The 19,309-nt window shown below is 63.8% G+C and carries 12 protein-coding genes; 8 read left to right on the top strand and 4 right to left on the bottom strand.

Features of this window, described 5'->3' with window-relative positions:
• Nucleotides 1-11: 11 nt before the first annotated feature.
• Nucleotides 12-1,094 carry an NAD/NADP-dependent octopine/nopaline dehydrogenase family protein gene (locus GGQ99_RS19415; RefSeq protein ID WP_183263809.1) on the top strand — a complete coding sequence of 361 codons (1,083 nt, stop codon included), beginning with the start codon at nt 12-14 and terminating at the stop codon, nt 1,092-1,094.
• A 154-nt stretch (nt 1,095-1,248) separates the two neighbouring features.
• Here GGQ99_RS19415 and dgoD read toward each other — a convergent pair whose 3' ends face one another.
• Both dgoD and GGQ99_RS19405 read right to left on the bottom strand, forming a co-directional pair.
• Nucleotides 1,249-2,397, bottom strand: coding sequence for a galactonate dehydratase (gene dgoD / locus GGQ99_RS19410; protein WP_183263808.1), 1,149 nt, complete (start codon nt 2,395-2,397; stop codon nt 1,249-1,251).
• A gap of 34 nt (nt 2,398-2,431) precedes the next feature.
• Entirely contained in the window at nt 2,432-3,181 is a 750-nt protein-coding gene (locus GGQ99_RS19405; RefSeq protein WP_108610154.1) for a FadR/GntR family transcriptional regulator, read from the bottom strand.
• 198 nt (nt 3,182-3,379) lie between these two features.
• Between GGQ99_RS19405 and GGQ99_RS19400 the strand changes: the two genes are divergently transcribed.
• The 6 genes from GGQ99_RS19400 to GGQ99_RS19375 all read left to right on the top strand — a co-directional run bounded on the left by GGQ99_RS19400 (nt 3,380) and on the right by GGQ99_RS19375 (nt 9,944).
• Complete coding sequence (locus GGQ99_RS19400) at nt 3,380-4,372, top strand: arabinose ABC transporter substrate-binding protein (RefSeq protein ID WP_108610371.1); 993 nt, start codon at nt 3,380-3,382, stop codon at nt 4,370-4,372.
• A 64-nt stretch (nt 4,373-4,436) separates the two neighbouring features.
• Nucleotides 4,437-5,948 (top strand): L-arabinose ABC transporter ATP-binding protein AraG, encoded by a 1,512-nt coding sequence (gene araG, locus GGQ99_RS19395; RefSeq protein WP_183263807.1) that lies wholly within the window; start codon nt 4,437-4,439, stop codon nt 5,946-5,948.
• Between the two features lie 12 nt (nt 5,949-5,960).
• Complete coding sequence (gene araH, locus GGQ99_RS19390) at nt 5,961-6,911, top strand: L-arabinose ABC transporter permease AraH (protein ID WP_183263806.1); 951 nt, start codon at nt 5,961-5,963, stop codon at nt 6,909-6,911.
• 8 nt (nt 6,912-6,919) lie between these two features.
• Nucleotides 6,920-7,798: an aldose 1-epimerase gene (locus GGQ99_RS19385; protein WP_281380075.1), complete on the top strand. Its 879-nt coding sequence runs from the start codon at nt 6,920-6,922 to the stop codon at nt 7,796-7,798.
• Nucleotides 7,795-8,577, top strand: coding sequence for an SDR family oxidoreductase (locus tag GGQ99_RS19380; protein ID WP_183263804.1), 783 nt, complete (start codon nt 7,795-7,797; stop codon nt 8,575-8,577). The genes GGQ99_RS19385 and GGQ99_RS19380 overlap by 4 nt, the downstream gene beginning before the upstream one ends.
• A 182-nt stretch (nt 8,578-8,759) precedes the next feature.
• The gene (locus GGQ99_RS19375) at nt 8,760-9,944 is read left to right on the top strand and encodes a calcium:cation antiporter (RefSeq protein WP_183263803.1); all 1,185 of its coding nucleotides are present in this window, start codon (nt 8,760-8,762) and stop codon (nt 9,942-9,944) included.
• A gap of 63 nt (nt 9,945-10,007) precedes the next feature.
• On the opposite strand, the gene GGQ99_RS19370 is transcribed toward GGQ99_RS19375, so the two are convergent.
• Complete coding sequence (locus GGQ99_RS19370) at nt 10,008-10,556, bottom strand: PTS sugar transporter subunit IIA (protein WP_183263802.1); 549 nt, start codon at nt 10,554-10,556, stop codon at nt 10,008-10,010.
• Between the two features lie 675 nt (nt 10,557-11,231).
• On the opposite strand from GGQ99_RS19370, the gene GGQ99_RS19365 reads away from it, so the two are divergent.
• Complete coding sequence (locus GGQ99_RS19365; protein ID WP_183263801.1) at nt 11,232-12,575, top strand: TolC family protein; 1,344 nt, start codon at nt 11,232-11,234, stop codon at nt 12,573-12,575.
• On the opposite strand, the gene GGQ99_RS19360 is transcribed toward GGQ99_RS19365, so the two are convergent.
• On the bottom strand, nt 12,576-19,070 hold the full coding sequence (locus GGQ99_RS19360) for a type I polyketide synthase (RefSeq protein WP_183263800.1): 6,495 nt from the start codon (nt 19,068-19,070) through the stop codon (nt 12,576-12,578).
• Nucleotides 19,071-19,309: the final 239 nt, after the last annotated feature.

Below are 19,309 nucleotides of genomic sequence, written 5' to 3'. Positions count from 1 at the left end.
GAATTAGTGAAATGCAGGTAGGTATTGTCGGCGCGGGTTCGATCGCCTTTGGAACGGCGGCGTTTCTCGAACAGCAGGGCCACCACGCGACGTTGTGGTCGCCGTCGGGCGAGCGCACCAAGGCGCTGGCCAAGGGTGAGTCACTGGTCGCGCTGGGCGCGGTCGAAGGCACCTTCCATCCATCGGCAGCGGCCAGCGCCGAAGCGCTTGTCGCCGGTTCGGAGGCGATCGTGATCGCGTTGCCTGCCTATGGCCACAAGACCGTGCTCGACGCCATCGCACCCTACATCACGCCGGCCCAGACGATCATCATCAGCTCGCACGCGTCCTTCGGCGCGCTCTACCTGTCGCGCCTGCTCGCGGCTCGCGGCGTCGTTGCGCCTATCGTCGGCTGGGGCACCACCGTGGTGTCGGGACGACAGCTCAGCCCGACGCTGGTCAACGTCAACACCGTGCGCAAGAAGGTCGACCTCGCCACGGTGCCGGCTTCGCGCAGCGCCGACGGCTTCGCCGTCTGCCAGGCGCTGTTCGGCGACCGCTTCGTCGACCGCGGCAGCCTGATGGCGATCGCGCTTTCCAACCTCAACCCGCAGAACCACATGGGCATCGCGCTCGGCAACATGACGCGCATGGAGCGCGGCGAGAACTGGAGCCAGGGCCAGAACGTGACGCCGAATGTCGGGCGGCTGCTCGAGCGGCTCGACGAGGAGCGTATCGCCATCGCCACCAAGCTCGGCCTCGAAGTGCGCAATATCTTCCAGCACTTCCATCTGTCGTTCCACGTGCCGATGAACTCGATCTCGCAGATGAACCAGGAAATGCACGAAGCCGGTAACGGCGGCACGGGCCCGACCACCGCCGACAGCCGCTATGTCACCGAGGACGTGCCGTTCGGCCTGGTCATGACCGCCAAGATCGGCCAGCTTGCCGGCCAGCCCGCCGAGCTGCACGAAGCCGGCGTGCGTATCTTCTCGGCCATGTATGGCCGAGACTTCAACGCCGAGAACGACCTTCTCACCGCGCTCGATCTCGACACGATGTCGCTCGATCAGCTCAACGGGCTGTGCCGCGACGGGTTTGCAGCGGCCGCCTGACGGCCATCGCGGTTCGGATCTGAACCCGCGCGCGGGCTAAATCGCAAAGAGCCAGACATCGACGATGTCTGGCTCTTTTTTTGAGCAGCGCGGCGGAGGCAGCACCGACGAAACGCCTTGCGGGCGGGCGCAACGCTACCCAACCCGCCGGCAGTCACCACTCGGCGAAGGACCCGTCGGCATGGCGCCAGACGGGGTTGCGCCAGCGGTGGCCTTCCTTGGCGCGTTCCTTGACATAGTCCTCGTCGACATCGACGCCGAGGCCGGGGCCATCGGGGATGGTGACGTAACCGTCCTCGTAGCGGAACACGTCCTTGTTCTTGGCGTAGTCGATCAGGTCGTTGGACTTGTTGTAGTGGATGCCGAGGCTCTGTTCCTGGATGAAGGCATTGTAGCTGACCGCATCGAGTTGCAGGCAGGCGGCGAGCGCGATCGGCCCGAGAGGGCAGTGGGGCGCCACGGCCACGTCGTAGGCTTCGGCCATCGCCGCAATCTTGCGGCATTCGGTGATGCCGCCGGCATGCGACAGATCGGGCTGGATGATGTCGACCACGCCTTCCTGCAGCACGCTCTTGAAGTCCCAGCGGCTGTAGAGCCGTTCGCCGAGCGCGATCGGCGCCGACGACATTGCGGCGATCTCCTTGAGCGCCTCGCGGTTCTCGCTGAGCACCGGCTCCTCGATGAACATCAGCCGGTAGGGCTCGAGCTCCTTGACCAGCATGCGCGCCATGGGCCGGTGGACGCGGCCATGGAAGTCGACGGCGATGCCGACATGCGGGCCGACGGCCTCGCGCACCATGGCGACGCGCTCGACCGCGGCGTCGATCTTGTCGTGGCTGTCGACGATCTGCAGCTCCTCTGTGCCGTTCATCTTGAGCGCGGTGAAGCCGCGCGCCACCACGTCCCGGGCGCCGTCGGCGACGTCGGAGGGCCGGTCGCCGCCGATCCAGGAATAGACCTTGATGCGGTCGCGGCACTTGCCGCCGAGCAGTTCGTGCACCGGTACGCCGAGCGCCCGGCCCTTGATGTCCCATAACGCCTGGTCGATGCCGGCGATGGCGCTCATCAGGATTGGGCCGCCGCGATAGAATCCGCCGCGATACATGACGTTCCAGTGATCCTCGATGAGCCTGGGATCCTTGCCGATCAGATAGTCGGAAAGTTCGTGCACCGCCGCTTCGACGGTGTGGGCGCGGCCCTCCACGACCGGCTCGCCCCAGCCGCAGACGCCCTCGTCGGTCTCGATCTTGAGGAACATCCAGCGGGGCGGAACGATGTAGGTCTTGAACGCGGTGATCTTCATGGCTCGACGCTTCTTTCCAAATGCTCGCGCGGTGTCAGCTCTGGTTCTTCTGGGCCTTGGCCCGCGCGAGGTCGCGCGCGGCGAGGTCCAGGATCTCGTTGGCGGCCTTGCGCGCTGCCGGGCCGTCGCGCATTCGCAGTGCCTCGACGACGCCGTAGTGGACCTTGACGGCTTCATCGCGCCGGTCGACGGAGTTCGCCGTCGCCTCGAGGGCGAAGTTCAGCGCGGTCTCGATCAGGCCGCCGATCTGCCGGAAGATCGGATTGTGGCAGGCGCCATAGAGAACCTGGTGAAAGGCGGCGTCCGAGCGGGCAAAACTTGCAACGTCGCTGCCGGCCGCCTCCATGCCTTTCCAGGCCAATTCCAGATCGGCGATCTCGTGCAGCGAAGCGCGCTCCGCAGCGAGCTCTGCGACCAGCGGCTCGATGGCGCGCCGTGTCTCGAGGATGGAATCGAACAGCTTGGGATCGAGCGTATTCGGCCGGTGCCACTCCAGGACCTGGGGGTCGATGATGTTCCAGTTTTCCTTTTCGCAGACGACGGTGCCGATCCGCGAGCGGCTGAGCACAAGACCCTTGGCGGCCAATATCTTCAGGGCTTCGCGAATGACCGTGCGGCTGACGCCGTGTTCGACGCCAAGGTCGTTTTCGCTCGGCAGGTTGGCGCCGGAGGGATAGCGGCCGGCCAGGATGTCGGAGGCAATTGCCCGCACCACGTCCGGCATCACACGCGGACGGCGCGCCTTTGAAGCGGTGTCCATCGTACCAGCCCTGGCACTGTCCATGCATTCCTCCCCTGCCGTCAGTCTCGTCGTTCTTATGTGTGCCCCGTATGCCGGACAATCCTCCGTAACGGCATGCAGCACATCTCCTCCGGAAAGAAACTATCTCATTCATCATACCAAGGCAATTGACTGGTATGATGAATGACGCTAGCTTTTGTCATCCGGGCTGCTTGCCCGGCGCGTTTTTGGGAGGAAACCATGCGATTTTTGAAGAAGGCGCTCCTTGCGGGCGCCCTTGCCGTCCTGTCCGCCACCACCATTACTTCTGCCTATGCGCAGGAGACCAAGATCGGCTTCATCGTGAAGCAGCCCGAGGAACCCTGGTTCCAGGACGAGTGGAAGTTTGCCGATCAGGCAGCCAAGGAAAAAGGCTTCACGCTGGTGAAGATCGGCGCCGAGGACGGCGAAAAGCTGATGTCGGCCATCGACAATCTCGGCGCGCAAGGCGCCCAGGGCTTCATCGTCTGCACGCCTGACGTCAAGCTCGGACCTGGCATCGTCGCCAAGGCTGCCGCCAACAACCTCAAGCTGATGACCGTGGACGACCGACTGGTCAGCGCCGACGGCAAGCCGCTCGAAGACGTGCCTCACATGGGCATTTCGGCGACCAAGATCGGCGAGGCGGTCGGCCAGGCCATCGTCGACGAGATGAAGGCGCGTGGCTGGAAGGCCGAGGAGGTCGGTGCCATCCGCGTCTCCTACGACCAGCTTCCGACTGCCGTCGACCGTGTCGAGGGTGCGATCTCGGTGCTGAAGGCGAATGGCTTCAAGGCCGAGAACATCTTCGACGCCCCGCAGGCCAAGACCGACACGGAAGCCGCGCTCAATGCCGCGACCGTCGTCCTCAACAAGAACGCCGGCATCAAGAAGTGGGTTGCCTTCGGCCTCAACGACGAGGCGGTCCTGGGTGCCGTGCGTGCGTCCGAAAGCGTCGGCATCCCGGCTGACGGCGTGATCGGCGTCGGCATCGGCGGTGCGGACTCGGCGATCAACGAGTTCAAGAAGCCGGCGGCCACCGGGTTCATCGGCTCGGTGATCATCTCGCCGAAGCGGCACGGCTACGAGACGGCCCTCAACATGTTTGACTGGGTCGCCAACAACAAGGAGCCGGAAAAGCTCATCCTGACCGCTGGCGCCCTTGCCAAGCGTGACGACTTCGAGAAGGTTCGTGCGGAACTCGGCATCGAGTAAATCGCATCATTGAACGGTGTCCGGCGGCGGGCTCACTGCCGCCGGACATGCTGGAGGACCGTCGATGTCGTTTCTCGAATTTTCGCATATCTCGAAATCCTATCCCGGCGTCCAGGCCCTGTCGGACGTGTCGTTCGGTGTCGCAAAGGGCGCCGTGCACGGCCTGATGGGGGAGAATGGCGCCGGCAAGTCGACCCTGATCCGCATCCTGTCGGGCGACCAGCACTCCGACACTGGCGAGATCAACATCGATGGCCAGGTCCAGAAATACGCATCGACGCGCGATGCCTTTCACGCCGGTGTCATCGTCATCCACCAGGAACTGCAACTCGTCCCGGAACTGACGGTGGCCGAGAATTTGCGGCTTGGCCGCTTTCCTGCCAATGCCGGTGTCATCCAGGCCAGGCAGATGTTCGCCGAAGTCGGCGAGAAGCTGAAATCGGCCGGCATCGACATCGACCCGCGTCGCAAGGTCAAGACTTTGTCGATCGGCGAACGCCAGATGGTCGAGATCGCCAAGGCGATCATGCTCGACGCCAGGGTGATCGCGCTCGACGAGCCGACCTCGTCGCTGTCGTCGCGCGAAAGCGAAATCCTGTTTGCCCTGATCGAGCGCCTGCGCGCCGAGGGCAAGGTCATCCTCTATATCTCTCACCGGCTCGACGAGGTGTTCCGCCTTTGCGATAGCCTGACCGTGCTGCGCGACGGCAAGCTTGCCGCACATCACCCGAGCCTCAAGGACGTCACCCGCGAACAGGTGGTGGCCGAGATGGTCGGCCGCGAGATCTCCAACGTCTGGGGCTGGCGGCCGCGCGAGCTTGGCAAGGTGCGCCTGAAGGTCGAGGACATGTCGGGCGAGAAGCTGCCCGTGCCGGCCAGTTTCGAAGCGCACGCCGGCGAGATCCTCGGTTTCTTTGGCCTGATCGGGGCCGGGCGCTCGGAACTGATGCGCTTGGTCTATGGCGCTGATGCCCGTCGTGGCGGCTCGATGACGATAGATGGCGAGCGAGCCGAGATAGCCGACCCGCGCCAGGCGATCCGCGCCGGGGTCGTGCTGTGCTCGGAAGACCGCAAGCACGACGGCATTGTCCAGGGCCGTTCGCTGGAGGAGAACATCAATATCTCCTCGCGCCGACATCATTCGAGGTTCGGCATCCTCGACCTGCGCAAGGAAGTCGAGATCGCCGAAACCTTCATCAAGAAGCTCAAGGTGCGGACGCCTTCGCGCAAGCAGGATATCGTCAACCTGTCGGGCGGCAACCAGCAGAAGGTCATTCTTGGCCGCTGGCTTTCCGAGCAGGGCGTGCGCGTCCTGATCATCGACGAGCCGACCCGTGGCATCGACGTCGGCGCCAAGTCCGAGATCTACGAGATCCTTTACCGGCTTGCGGAAGACGGCATGGCGATCGTCGTCGTCTCGAGCGAACTGCCCGAGGTGATGGGCATCTGCGACCGCATCCTGGTGATGTGCGGCGGTCGCATCTCGGCGCATATCGACCGCGAGCAGTTCAGCGAGCGGGCCATTCTGGCCGCCGCTCTGCCCGACAAGAAAACGCCAGACGCAATCGCATCCTAGAGGGACCGCGGCATGACAAATTCCTTCAAGAAGATCTTGCTCGGCGACCAGGGGCTGGTCGTCATCTTCGTGCTCGCCTTCGCTCTGGTGTCGATCTTCGTCCCCAACTTCCTGACCGAACGCAACATGCTGGGCCTGCTGCAGTCGGTCGTCACCGTCGGCATCGTCGCCTGCACCATGATGTTCTGCCTGGCGGCACGCGACTTCGACCTGTCGGTGGGCTCGATCGTCGCTTTCGCGGGCATGGTCGCTGTGATGGCGTCGAACGCGACAGGATCGATCACCATAGGCATCCTGGCCGCGATCCTTTGCGGCGCCACCGTCGGACTGATCAACGGCGTTGTCATCGCCAAATTCCGCATCAATGCGCTGATCACCACGCTTGCGACCATGCAGATCGTTCGAGGTCTGGCGCTGATCTCGTCGGACGGTCGCGCTGTCGGTATCAACGATCCCAACTTCTATCAGCTCGCACTGTCGAAGCTGTTCGGCGTGCCGACGCCGATCTGGGTATTGCTGGTCCTGTTCGTGGTTTTCGGCTTCGTGCTCAATCGCACTGTCTTCGGCAAGAACACGCTCGCCATCGGCGGCAATCCCGAGGCTTCGCGTCTCGCCGGCGTCAATGTCGATCGCACGCGCATCTGGATATTCACGCTGCAGGGCGCCGTCTGTGCCATCGCCGGTATCTTGCTTGCCTCGCGCATCACCTCCGGCCAGCCCAATGCGGCCGTCGGCCTCGAATTGTCGGTCATCTCGGCCTGCGTGCTCGGCGGCGTGTCGCTGGCCGGCGGCCGGGCGGCGATTGCCGGCGTCATCGTCGGCGTGATGATCATGGGTATCGCCGAGAATGTCATGAACCTGCTCAACATTCCGGCCTTCTACCAGTACATCGTCCGCGGCGTGATCCTGCTGCTGGCAGTGCTGCTCGACAACCTACGCTCGAATGCGCTCGGACGGCGTTAAGTTGATCGATGCCCGGCTTCATCACACTCGAAAATGAGCGCTTGTCCTTGCGTCTCAGTGCGCGAGGCGGCGCGATCATCGACGGCGTGACGCAAGACGGCCGTCCGTTTCTGCGGCCCCACGGGGATGGTGCGTTCGACGTGCTGCGCTCGGCCTGCTTTCCGCTGGTGCCGATTGGCAACCGTGTCGAAGGCAACGGGTTCGAACTTCGCGGCAAGCACTATCGCTTCGAGCCCAACACCGCCGAGCCAAACTACATCCATGGCGACGGCTGGCTGGTGGGCTGGAACGTCGAGGAGGTGTCGACTGCGCATGTGAAGCTCGCCTTCGAGCAATTGCGGCCGGCCAGCTCGCCTCATGCCTATCGTGCGGTCCAAACCGTCGCCATCGATGGGGCGACGGTGCGGCTGGAGCTTTCGGTGACAAACCGGGGCCAGGAGGCGCTGCCCTTCGGCATCGGCTTCCATCCTTATTTTCCACGCACCGAGGGCACGAGGCTCATGGCTCCGGCGCAGACATGGTGGACCGAGCGCGACGGCTGCCTGCCCGGCGTGCGCACGCCGATCCCCGACAGTGCCGACTTCTCGGCCTCGCGCCGCCTTCCTCGCCGCAGGCTGAACAATTGCTTCGAAGGCTGGAGCGGCTTGGCCAGGATCGTCTGGCCGGAGGCTGGCCTTGCTGCCGATATTGCGGCCGATCCGGTCTTTTCCAGATACATGCTCTACGCGCCGGAGGAAGATCGCGGCTTCTTCTGTCTGGAGCCGATGACCCACGCTCCCAATGCGCTGATGCTCGCCGGACCGGCGGCGCTGCACATGCTTGCCTCCGGTGAAACGCTATCCGGAGGCTTCTCGATCACAGTTTCGAACCTAGAGGACATCCCATGAGCGAACGTCTCGCCGGCAAGCGCATCTTTCTTACCGGCGCGGCGCAAGGCATCGGCCTTGCCATCGCCGAGGAGTGCCTGAAGGAAGGCGCGAGACTTTTCGTGGTCGACCGCGATGGCGCCCTGTTGCGCGAGGCCATGGCTCGGCTCGGCGCAGGCGAGGGCACGCTGGCCCATGCGGAGGCGGATATTGCGGATGCCGGGGCAATCGCAGCCGCCATGGCCGCGGCCGGAAATACGATCGGGCCGGTCAATGCGCTGATCAACAATGCCGGCATCAATGTCTTCAACACGCCGTTGGAAACCACCGACGACGAATGGCAGCGCTGCTTCGACATCAACCTCAAGGGCGCGTGGAACTGTTGCAAGGCGGCTCTGCCGGGCATGATTGCGGCTGGCGGAGGGGCGATCCTCAACATAGCCTCGACGCACGCTTTCACCATCATCCCGCATACCTTCCCCTATCCGCTGGCCAAGCATGCGCTGCTTGGGCTGACCAAGTCGCTGGCGCTGGAATATGCGGCTGCGGGCATACGGGTAAATGCGCTGGCGCCTGGCTATGTCGAGACGCAGAAGAACGTCGACTACTGGAACAGTTTCCCCGATCCCGCCAAGGCAAAGGCCGAGACGCTGGCGCTGCATCCGGGCAAGCGCATCGCTTCCACGACCGAGATCGCCAAGGCCGCCGTGTTCATGATCTCCGACGAGTGCCCGTTCATGAACGCCGCCAGCCTTGTCATCGATGGTGGCTTGAGCGTGCTTCAGCACGCTGCGCAATGACGGCAGGCGGAAGGCAGTTTCGATATTGGAGAACCGGTCCGGCGGTGGCAAGCCCGTGGCTGGACACTGCGAGAGCCCGGTGCTATCTCCCTGCGCAGCAGCCGGGTGTCGGTTGCTGACGCAGCAGGGACGACCCGTTGCGACCTAGTATTGAGGGGACGACCCCACCAGGGGTCAACGTGATGTCTTCTCCTGCAATATCCAACACCGCGCCTTCGACCGCTTCACTCGGAGAGCTGTTTCCCAAGGTCACCGTAGCGCGGCTTGTGGTTGCCTGGGCGGTCGTGGTCGCATTTCAGCTCGGCGGCAGTTCCTGGCTCTCCGAGCCCATCTCGCCGGTCACAGCCATCGTCTGTTTCGTGGTGCTGTTTGCCACGATCCTGACAGCGGCTTTCGGTGTCGTGCGCGAGGCCGATCACCTCGCCCATCAGCTTGGCGAGCCCTATGGCACGTTGATCCTGACCTTGTCGATCGTGTCGATCGAAGTGATCCTGATCGCAGCCGTCATGCTGGGGCCAGGCGAGGCTCCCACGATCGGCCGGGATTCGATCTTCGCCGTGATGATGATCATCCTGAACCTGGTGACGGGCATCTGCCTGCTCGTCGGCGGGATGCGCTATGGCGAGCAGGAATACAACGCCCAGGGTGCGCTGGCCTATATCTCGATGACGGTCTTGCTGACCGGAACCGCGCTCGTGCTGCCGAATACGTTGAGCACTGGCAACGGCACTTTTTGGCCGGCGCAGGCAATCGCCTTCGCGGCGTTCACAGTCGTGCTCTATGGGGCATTCCTGCTGATGCAGATGCGCGGCTATCGCCGGCTCTTCATGCAGCCCGAGCCAGGGTCGCTTTCGATTCCGGCCCGGGCGGCCCCGGATGGCGATACAACGCATCCAAAGGCAAGTCTGGACACCAGAGGTAACACAATCCGCTCGATCACCCTGGTCGGCATGATGCTTCCGATCATCCTGCTGGCCCATGATCTGGCGATTCTGATCGACCATGGAATCGAGCTTGCTGGTGCCCCGGTTGCCCTGGGCGGGGTGTTGATTGCGATCATCGTCTTCACGCCCGAGTCGATCACCGCGGTCAAGGCTGCACTGCGCAACGAGATGCAGCGTGCGGTCAATCTTTGCCTCGGCGCGTTCGTCTCGACCGTCGGCCTTACGGTTCCGGCAGTGCTGGTGGTCGGGCTTGTCACCGGAAAGACCGTCGTACTGGGAATTACACCGACCGAGACGGTGTTGCTGCTTCTGACGATCGGCCTGACCGCCCTTACATTCCTGGGGCAGCGGACTTCTGCGGTGCAGGGCTTGATGCACCTCATGCTGTTCGCAGTGTTCAGCGTCCTGCTGTTCAGTTCCTGAGCCATGAGATGACGGCAGCCTCTTGCCGAGGCTGCCGTTGTCACGCGAGGAGCCGGTGCGCCGTCACGTGCCGCCGGCTCGGTCCGGGCTGCCTGGCTCCCTGGAGTGCTGCAACTCGCTGTCCGGTATCAGAGAAGGCCAGTCGTGCGCGGCGACAGGCAATTCTTCGCAATGATCGAGACAGCTCAGAACGGCGGCGGGCGTTGTCGCCTGCCGGATCAGGTGTCGCGTTGTCTGGTTGCGGAACGTGCGAGCCAGGTAGGACAGGGCCGGCAGGAAGGTACCCACCTTGCTGCGCGGCCAAAGCAAGCCGAACAGAATGTCCACGGGAGCGTCGTCGATCGCGCCAAAGTCGATGGGCTCTTTCAGGCGCGCCATACACGCGACTGGCTTGGTAAGCTCATCCATCAATGCGTGTGGAATTGCGATTCCCCACCCGACTCCCGTTGCGCCCAGGCGTTCGCGTGCGAGGAGTTCGCGGCGAATGATCTTGTCGTCGATGCCGGCCTGGGTTGCGAGCATAGCCGCAAGCTTGGCCAATGCAGAGTGCTTTTCCTTGGCGATAAAGTTCAAGTCGATGCCGTCTTCTGCAAGGACCTCGTGGAGTTGCATGGCTGCCTCCGTGCGTGCCTGCCGGTGTCGCACGCAGCAAGCGATCTGCAGCGCGGACGTACTCAAAGGAACAGGTTGGGGAGCCTGGCTCTCCCGGACGCCCGGCCAGGGCTTCGTCGACGTCCGGGCTAGATTCCTGTTTTGAGCCTCCTCGGCTCACTGCGGACAACAAGCACGAATTCCATGTCTTATTGGTAGCTGTTTAAATTCAATAATCAAGGCGCGGGGTTCATCGGGGTTTTCGATAAAGAAGAATTGAAGAGAAGATCGATAAAAATGACGCCCATGCGATCCGAAGGATTTCAGATTTATCGCCCGTTTCCTGGTGATGTTAGGATGGACACTTCAGGTATGCCTCGGTCAGTCCCTTCCTCAACCCTATTTCCTGCAACGGGCAAGCCGAACACCGGGCGTTTGCACGCGAAACTGGTTCCTTGCATGCTGCGTGGGGGACGAACAATAGAGGTGCGCCGTTCTTGCGGCCCTGAAACTACCTCAAGAAGTTGTCAACTCCCGGTGTGCAGCCAAAGGATTAATGCAAGCTGTCGTTGACGCTGGGCATCAAGTGTTTACCATGCCTTAACCGTGTTTGTTTACCACCTGGTTATTATTACGGCGTGGTCCTGCGACCCGCCACGCATAAACTGGTCTAAGAAAACGGGTTGGCGATCGCTGATGTCTTACTGCAGAACGGCTGTAGCGGTGTTGAGTGCCTGCGTTGCGCTTGCAGGGTGCGCCAACGGCGCTGTCCGCCAGGTTTCCGCTCCCGCGACCGGCAAGGTCGTGACTGGCAGCGTCGGCAGCAACCTTGCATCGATCAATACCCATCCGGAAATACTGGCAGCTGATGCACGGCGCGATGCGGCCGGCGAGGAGATTGCGCGCGCGCGGTCGACCCTGCTGCCAAGTGCCGGCATCGAGGCGAGCGCGGGTGTTGCAGCCGGCGACGGCGACGAATTCGACAGCCGCACGACCGGCAATGCCTATTCCTATGCGCTGACGGTCGACATCCCGCTCTACCAGGGTGGCAGGGGACAGTCCGCCGTGGCTGCTGCCAAGGCGGACTACCGCGCCAGCGGCGAGGTGGCCAATGACAGGCGTGTTTCCGCCGCCTATGAACTGGCGCTGGCGCTGATAGAAGTCCACCGCCAGAAGGGCGCCGTTGTCATCCTGAGCAAGCAGGCAGCCATTCTCGCCAGCCTGAAAGGCGGCCTAGAGACTGAATTGAAGGCAGGCGCAGCAAGTCGCGTCGACGTCGACGACGTCGGGCGCCAGTTGTCGCGCTTGTCGGTCGAGCGTGAGCGCGCCAGGCTGTTGATTGCCCAGGCGAGCCGCACGGCGCTGCGGCTCGGGATCACACCCGAGACGAAACTGCCGGAGGTCTCTAAGCTCTATCTGCCGAGCGAAGAACAGGACCTCATCGAACTGGCTGTGAAAAACAATCCGCGCGTCAAGGAACGCGATGCCCGCGCCGATGCGGCAAAGGCCCGGGTCAATCAGGCAAAGGGCGATCTGCTGCCGACCGTGTCCGCGGGGCTGAGCGTGCGGGGCGGCGAGGATACGCTTCCCGGCGTCGATCGCCATGTCGCAGGTCGTGGTGAGGTGCGGTTCTCGATGCCGATCTACACGGGTGGCCGTGTCAGTGCCGGTATCAGACAGCGCAACGATGAAAACCGCGCCGCGGTGTTCGAAGCCGATGCCGCGCGAATTGGCGTGACTGCCGCGATTCGGTCCGCATTCGACCGCCGCGTGCTGGCAAGGCGCATGCAGACTCTGGCCCAGGCGGAACGGCGCAACGCCGCCTCGGCCCTCGAGGGCGTACGCGCCGAACGCAAGGTCGGCGAGCGCTCGACCTTTGACGAGATAAGGGCGATTGCCGACCTCGCCAATTCGGAAATCAATCTCAACAATGCGCGCTACGACCTGATCGCCGCCGAGTATACGATCGCGGCGGAAACGGGCCTGATCGGCGAACTCTTCGGCGTACCAGGCGTCCAGCAGACTGCGGTTGCCGAATAGCTATTCCGCCGCCATGCCGTAGGCGAGCCCGCGCGCCGGTTCCTTGAGCCGCTTGCGGATACGGTCGGCGAGAATGCGCACGAAAGGCTCCAGCACCATGCTGTCGTGGTCGCCGGGCACTTCCTGCACGGTCAAGCCGGCGGCAAAGGGCGTCCAGCCATTGTCTTCCATCGCAACGTTGCGGCCGTCCTGCAACATGCGCCCGCCGCTCAAACGATAGATGACGTTGAGCTTCGGCCGGAGTAGCAGCACGCTGCCCGCGTAGGGCTTGAGCTCGTAGCGTGGCAATGCGGCGCGGAAGGCGTTTTCAATCGCCAAATCGTGGAACTGCTCGGAAGACTGCTCGGCCTGTTCGGCATCCGCGCGGCCTGCGACTCTTTCTTTCCACCGGCGGCGATCGTCGATCCATCTGGCGACGAAATTATGCCGCTCCCGGCGCAGATCCTGAAGCTTCATCGAGAGCCGGTCGAGCAATGACAACGGCGGCTGTGTCGGCAGCGGCGTGTCCAGCAGGATCACTTGCGCGACTTCCTCGCCTCCGGCGAGCAGCTGCTGCGCCATCTCGTAGGCAACGAGGCCGCCACCGGAGAACCCGCCCAGCAGATAGGGTCCGTGCGGCTGGACGGCGCGAACCTCCTTGAGATTGTCGCGTGCCATCTCGACGAAGTTGTCGTGGGGCTCCTGGTCGCCATAGAGACCGCGCGCCTGGAGCCCGTAGACCGGGCGGTCGGTGCCGAGCTGCATGGCCAACTGGCGCAGATTGAGTACATTGCCGAACATGCCGGCGCAGAGGAAGAACGGTGTTCCTCCGCCCGAGCGTCCCGCGCTCATCGTGACCAGGTGAGTGGCCTTCTCGATCTTATTGTCCTTCGGAGCGGCGGCTTCTTCCGTCTTGGCTGACAGCGGCGCGGCCTGCTCGCCGATCAGCGCCGCGCACTCGGCGATTGTCGGCGCCTCAAACAGCACGGAGATCGGCAGGTCGATTGCGAATTGCTTCCGGATCATCCGAAACAGGCGCACCGCGATCAGCGAATGGCCGCCAATGTCGAAGAAGCTGTCGTGGACGCCGATCTTCTCGACGCCGAGCAATTCGCTCCAGAATCCGGCAAGCGTGCGCTCGATGTCGTCTCGCGGCGCGACATAGTCATTGTCGAGATCGGGACGTTCGAAGACCTCGCCCGCGCCCTGCGCTTCGGCGCGCGGTTGGGACGCACGTTTGCGCAGCGATCCGAGATCCATCGAGCTCACGATCGGCTGCGGCTGGCCGGTGCCGAGCGCACGCATCATGGCTTCGAAGCCCTCGGCCGGCAGGATGCCCTGGCTGACCTGCGCAGCAAGCTGCAGTGCCGCCGGCGACAGCGGTTCCTTGTCATCGCCCGCAGGCTTGCGTGCGCGATCAACGCGCTGCGTTGCAGCCAAGGCGAGGTCGTCGTCCAGCCGCTTCATGACGAAACGCTCGATTTCCACGACGATGCTGCCGTCTGGTGTGGCGATTGTGATGTCGAAGGTCGCGAATCCGTCACCGAGATCCGATGCCTCGCTCAGCCGCGCCCAGCTGACGATCGCCTCGGGCAACTTCATGTAGAGCGCGATGCTGCCGTAGGACATCGGCGCCCACAGGGCGTGGGATGTCGCATGGCCGGGCGCCAAGTCGAGTGCAAATCCGGTGGCGATGTCGAGCAGCGCTGGATGGGCGATGAAGCCGGTGGCGATGTCGCCGCGATAGGCCTCATCGAGCCTGAGCTCGGCAAAGGCTTCCCGATCCCCGCGGGCAAGGGAGCGCAACACCTTCCAGCGTGACCCGAAGTGGATATGATCTTCCTGTACCGAGCGCAGCGCAGCTTCGCCTTCGGCGCGCTGGCCCACGGTCAGGCGCGCCGAAGCGGCAGCGACATCGGAGGCAGCGTGTGGCTTGGCGAGGCGTTTGCGCAGCGTCGCTTCGGCGTGGAGGGTGAAGCCTTCCGACATGAGTTCGGCATCGGCGGCGGTGACAAGCACCCGTTGTCGATCGCCGTCGGCGGCAAGCCGCACGCGCAGGATCTTGTCGCGCCCGTCATCGACTTCGAGCGGGCGCAGGAAGAAGAGATCAGCAAGCTCCCCGCCCTGATCGACGCCGTACTCCTTCATCGCCTGGGCGATGATTTCAATCGTGCCGGTACCCGGCAGGATGGCCTGTCCCGAGACCAGGCGATGCTCGTCGAGCATCCAGTGGCTGCGCGGTGAAATGCGCGTCTCGAGCCAAACATCGCCCGACGTGTCCTCCACCCAGTCGGTGAAGAACGGTCCTTGTGCCTTGCCACGATGCGGGTTTGGCGCGTCGGCTTGCCCCGCTTGCCCCGCTTGCCCCGCCTGGCCGGTGGCACGCGCCGCCAGTCCGACAGCGTTCCAGACGCCCCAGTGGAGCGCGACGGTCTTGCGTGAGCTGTCTGCGAAACGGCTGTCGGCATAGGCGTTGAGATAGGCATTGGCGGCGACGTAGTCGACCTGTCCGGCGGGAGCCGTGTCGGTGCTGGTCGACGAAAACAGCACAAAGAGATCGAGTGGGCTGTCACGGAAGACCTGGTCGAGAACCACGGTGCCACGCAGCTTCGGCGACAGCACAGCCTCCATCCCCTCCAGCGACTTCAGCTGGATCAGGTTGTCGTCGACGAGACCGGCGGCGTGGAACACGCCATTGATGTCGCCGAAAGTGGCGCGCGCCTCGTCGGCAACCGCTGTCATGTCTTCGACGTTGCTTACGTCGGCGGTGACGTAGAGCACCTCGGCCCCCTTGGCCTCCAGGCTCTGGATTGCCTCGATGGCGCGGCGTATCCGGTCGTTGCGCGAGAGCGGAATGGCCAGTTTTTCCCATTCCTCCCGAGGCGGCAGTGCGTGCCGTCCGGTCAGGACCAGCTTTGCCTGGAAACGTGATGCAAGTTCGCCGGCGACGACCTGAGCGAGATCGCCAAGGCCGCCGGTGATCAGATAGACTCCGCCTGTGCGCAGCAAGCCGTTATCGGCATTGGCTTCGGCAAGCGCCAGCTTCTCGTAGCTGCGAATCCAGCGTTTGCCCTTGCGGTGGGCAACGGTTTCCGACGCGGGCGCAGCGAAGATGTCGTCCCACAATTGGTCGAGCTGCTGGCCACGCAATGATGCCGCAAAGTCGCTCGCTGCCGTGCGCGTCCGTAAGAAGCCGCCCTTGTCCGGCCGAGACGGCACCGAAAATTCAAGGTCGACGAGGCGAACCGTGACGCCCGGCATTTCCTTCGGCATGACGAGCGCGGGGCCGAGGATGGTTGCCTTTTCCGGATAGGGCAGGGCTTCGCTGCCGACCCGCTGCATGCCGTTGGTCACGACGGTGATCTGCGGCTCGAGGCCCTCGATGTCGCCAAGCGCCTGGGCGATGAAGAACAGGCTCTGGAAGCCGCGTTCCTGGTTGCGGTTGAAGAAGTTGGAACCCGGGCGGAAGGTTTCCTCGGCCGTCACCAGCCAGAGATGCACGATGCGCTCGGGGACGCCGCCGTCGCCGGCGAGCCCTGAAAACAGCGCGTCATAGCCTGGCCGTTCCTGTTCGGCGCACAGGGTGTAGTCGCCGCTGTCGTGCCTTACGAAGCCGTCGCCGGCCTTGACCGTGGCAACGCGATGGCCCTTGGCGCGAAGCCGTTCGACCAGTGCTGCACTCAGGCCCGTATCGTCCATGAAGACCAGCCAGGATGCCGGCTGGGCATCGGCGTCGATCGTCACATCGGCCAATGCCTGTTTCCAGCTTGGCCGGAAACCCCAGTCTGCCATCTCGGGAAGCTTGCCGATGAAGTCCTGCTCGTTCTCGTTGGCTACCGCCGCGACGCTGCGCTCGATGAAGTAGCGCTGGTGCTGGAACGGATAGGTTGGCAATGACACGCGCCGCGCGCCGCTTCCCTCCCACAGCTTGGCGATGCTCACGTCGAGACCGGTCGCCCAGGCGCGGCCCATCGCGGCGAGGAAATGCACGCGGTCGTCGGTAGCCTCGTCGGGATGCGGCAGGCTGTTAATGACCTGGTTTGCCTCGATGCCCGGCTGAAGCTTGACCAGTGACGACAGAGCCCGGCTCGGGCCCACTTCGACATAGACCCGCCCCGGCTGCGCCGAAACCGCGGCGAGACCCTTGGCGAAGTGGACGGTCGAGCGGAGATGCCGGACCCAGTAGAGCGGGTCGCGTGCCTGAGCTTCGCTGAGCCATTCGCCAGTGAGGTTGGAAACGATCGGGATGGTCGGCGCCCGCAGGTCGATGCCGCGCAGGAACGCTTCGAACTGTCCGAGGATCGGGTCCAGCATCTGCGAATGCGCAGCGATATCGATGGCGATGCGCGATGCATCGATGCCGCGCTCGGCTAGCCTGAGGCGCAGCGCCTCGAGATCCCCATTGCGGCCCGAAACCACGCAGAGCTCGGGCGCATTCACCGAGGCGAGGTCGAGCGCCGGGTTCATATGCTCGGAAAGGGCTTCGGGCGACAGCGGGACGGACAGCATGCCGCCGGCCTCGACCGTGTCGAACAGTTCGCCGCGCAGGCGGACGAGATTGACGACGTCGCGGAAGCTCATCACGCCTGCGATGCAGGCGGCGGCATTCTCGCCCATGGAGTGGCCGATCAGCGCCGAGGGCTTGATGCCCCAGCGCATCCAAAGCCGTGCGATGGCGATTTCGACGATCAGGATGGCGGGAAGCTGCACCGAAGGCCGGAGGAAATCGCTCGCCGCAAGGGACGGGTCGGTATCGGCCGCCAGCCATACGCGGCGGATCTCGGTTGCGGCTTCCGGCTTGAGATAGTTCAAGCCCTCATCGACGGTCGCACGGAATCCGACATCCTCGGCATACAGGCTGCGGGTCATGCCAACATGCTGTGCGCCGCCGCCCGGAAACAGAAACACGGCGTTGGCGGCCTCGATCGTGCTGTGGGTGTGGACGCGCCTCGGTTCGGAACCGGAAAGCAGGGCGATGGCCTCGTCGCGCCCGCGTGCAGCGATGGCGCGGCGGTGCTCGAAGTGCTTTCGCCCGGCAAACAAGGTGTGGGAGACATCGGCGAGCGGCAGCGCCGGCTGCCGGACAATTTCCTCGCCGATCTGCTCCATGGCGCGGTCCAGCGCCTTGCGGCTCTTGGTGGCAAACAGGAAAAGCTGCGGCTCCCGGTCGCCCGTGCCTGCAGCGCCGACTATCGGCTTGGGCGCAACCTCGAGGATCGCATGGGCGTTGGTTCCGCCGACGCCCAGCGAGTTCACCGCCGCGCGTCGCGGTCCTGCAGCTGCCGGCCAAGGGGTCAGCTTGTCGTTGACGATGAACGGACTGCGGGCGAAGTCGATGGCAGGATTGGGCTTCTCGAAATTCAGCGTCGGCGGCATCTCGCCATGCTTGAGCGCCAAGGTCGTCTTGATCAGGCTGACCACGCCGGCAGCGGTGTCGAGGTGGCCGATGTTCGACTTCACAGAACCGACGCGGCAGAAGCCGGTGCGCGCGGTGCTTTGCCGGAAGGCCTGCGTCAGCGCCTCGATCTCGATCGGATCGCCGAGATAGGTGCCGGTTCCGTGGCACTCGACATACTGGATGTCGTCGGCGGAAACACCTGCGAGACCTTGCGCCTCGATGATGGCCTCGGCCTGGCCGGTGACGCTCGGCGCGAGATAGCCGGCCTTGCTGCTGCCGTCATTGTTGACGGCGGTCGCCTTGATGACGGCGTGGATGATGTCGCCATCGGCGATCGCGTCGGACAGGCGGCGCAACACGACCACGCCGGCACCGCTGCCGAACACCGTGCCGTCGGCACGATGGTCGAAGGCGCGGCAATGGCCGTCGGTCGAGAGAATCTCGCCGTCCTGGAACAGATAGCCGCGCCGGTGCGGCAATTCGATGGTGACGCCTCCGGCCAGCGCCATTTCGCATTCGCCGGCAAGTAGGCTCTGGCAGGCGGTGTGGATCGCGACGAGCGAGGTCGAGCATGCCGTCTGGATGTTGACGCTCGGACCACGCAGGTCGAAGGCGAACGAGGCGCGCGTTGCGAGGAAGTCCTTGTCGTTGCCGGTGTGACGCAAAAGGAACATGCCGACTTGGTCGACAAGCTGGCGATTGCTGCAGACGTTGAAGTAGAAATAGGAGCCCATGCCGCAGCCGGCGAAGACGCCGACGGGACCGGCGCTCGAATCGGGCGTGCGTCCGGCGTCCTCCATCGCCTCCCAGGCACATTCCAGGAAATGGCGGTGCTGCGGGTCCATGATCGCCGCTTCCTTGGGACTCAGCCCGAAGAAGTCGGCATCGAACATCTCCATGCCGGGAAGCTCTGAGGTGCGGCGCACATAGTTGGGCAGATGCATGCGCGCGGCGGACTCGCCCGCGGCAAGCAGCTCTTCTTCCGTCAAATCGCGGATCGACTCCACGCCGCCGCGCAGGTTGTCCCAGAATTCGCGGACATTGCGCGCACCCGGCACGCGAAGCGCCATGCCGACAATGGCGATGTCGTTCGGAGACACCTGATCGGTTTCATACATCGCGTAATGCCCCGAGAGCCTATTATTCCTTTGGCAAGCCAAGCCTGGATACGGGTAACACAGTAGCCGATATCCAATCGTCCTGCCGATAGGCTCATTCTAAGAAACATCTAGAATGAAAACGGCGTTAAGCTTTCCGCTGTCAGGTCAGACCCGCAGCCCCTGCGACGATATTGATGCCACTGTCGCGCTACAGCCTTAACCAAACATTGAAGTCCTGATGGAAAACAAGGAGGGTA

Origin of the sequence: Aminobacter niigataensis, from assembly GCF_014200015.1 — a bacterium.
Lineage (GTDB): Bacteria > Pseudomonadota > Alphaproteobacteria > Rhizobiales > Rhizobiaceae > Aminobacter > Aminobacter niigataensis.
This window is presented reverse-complemented; position numbering and strand designations above follow the sequence as displayed.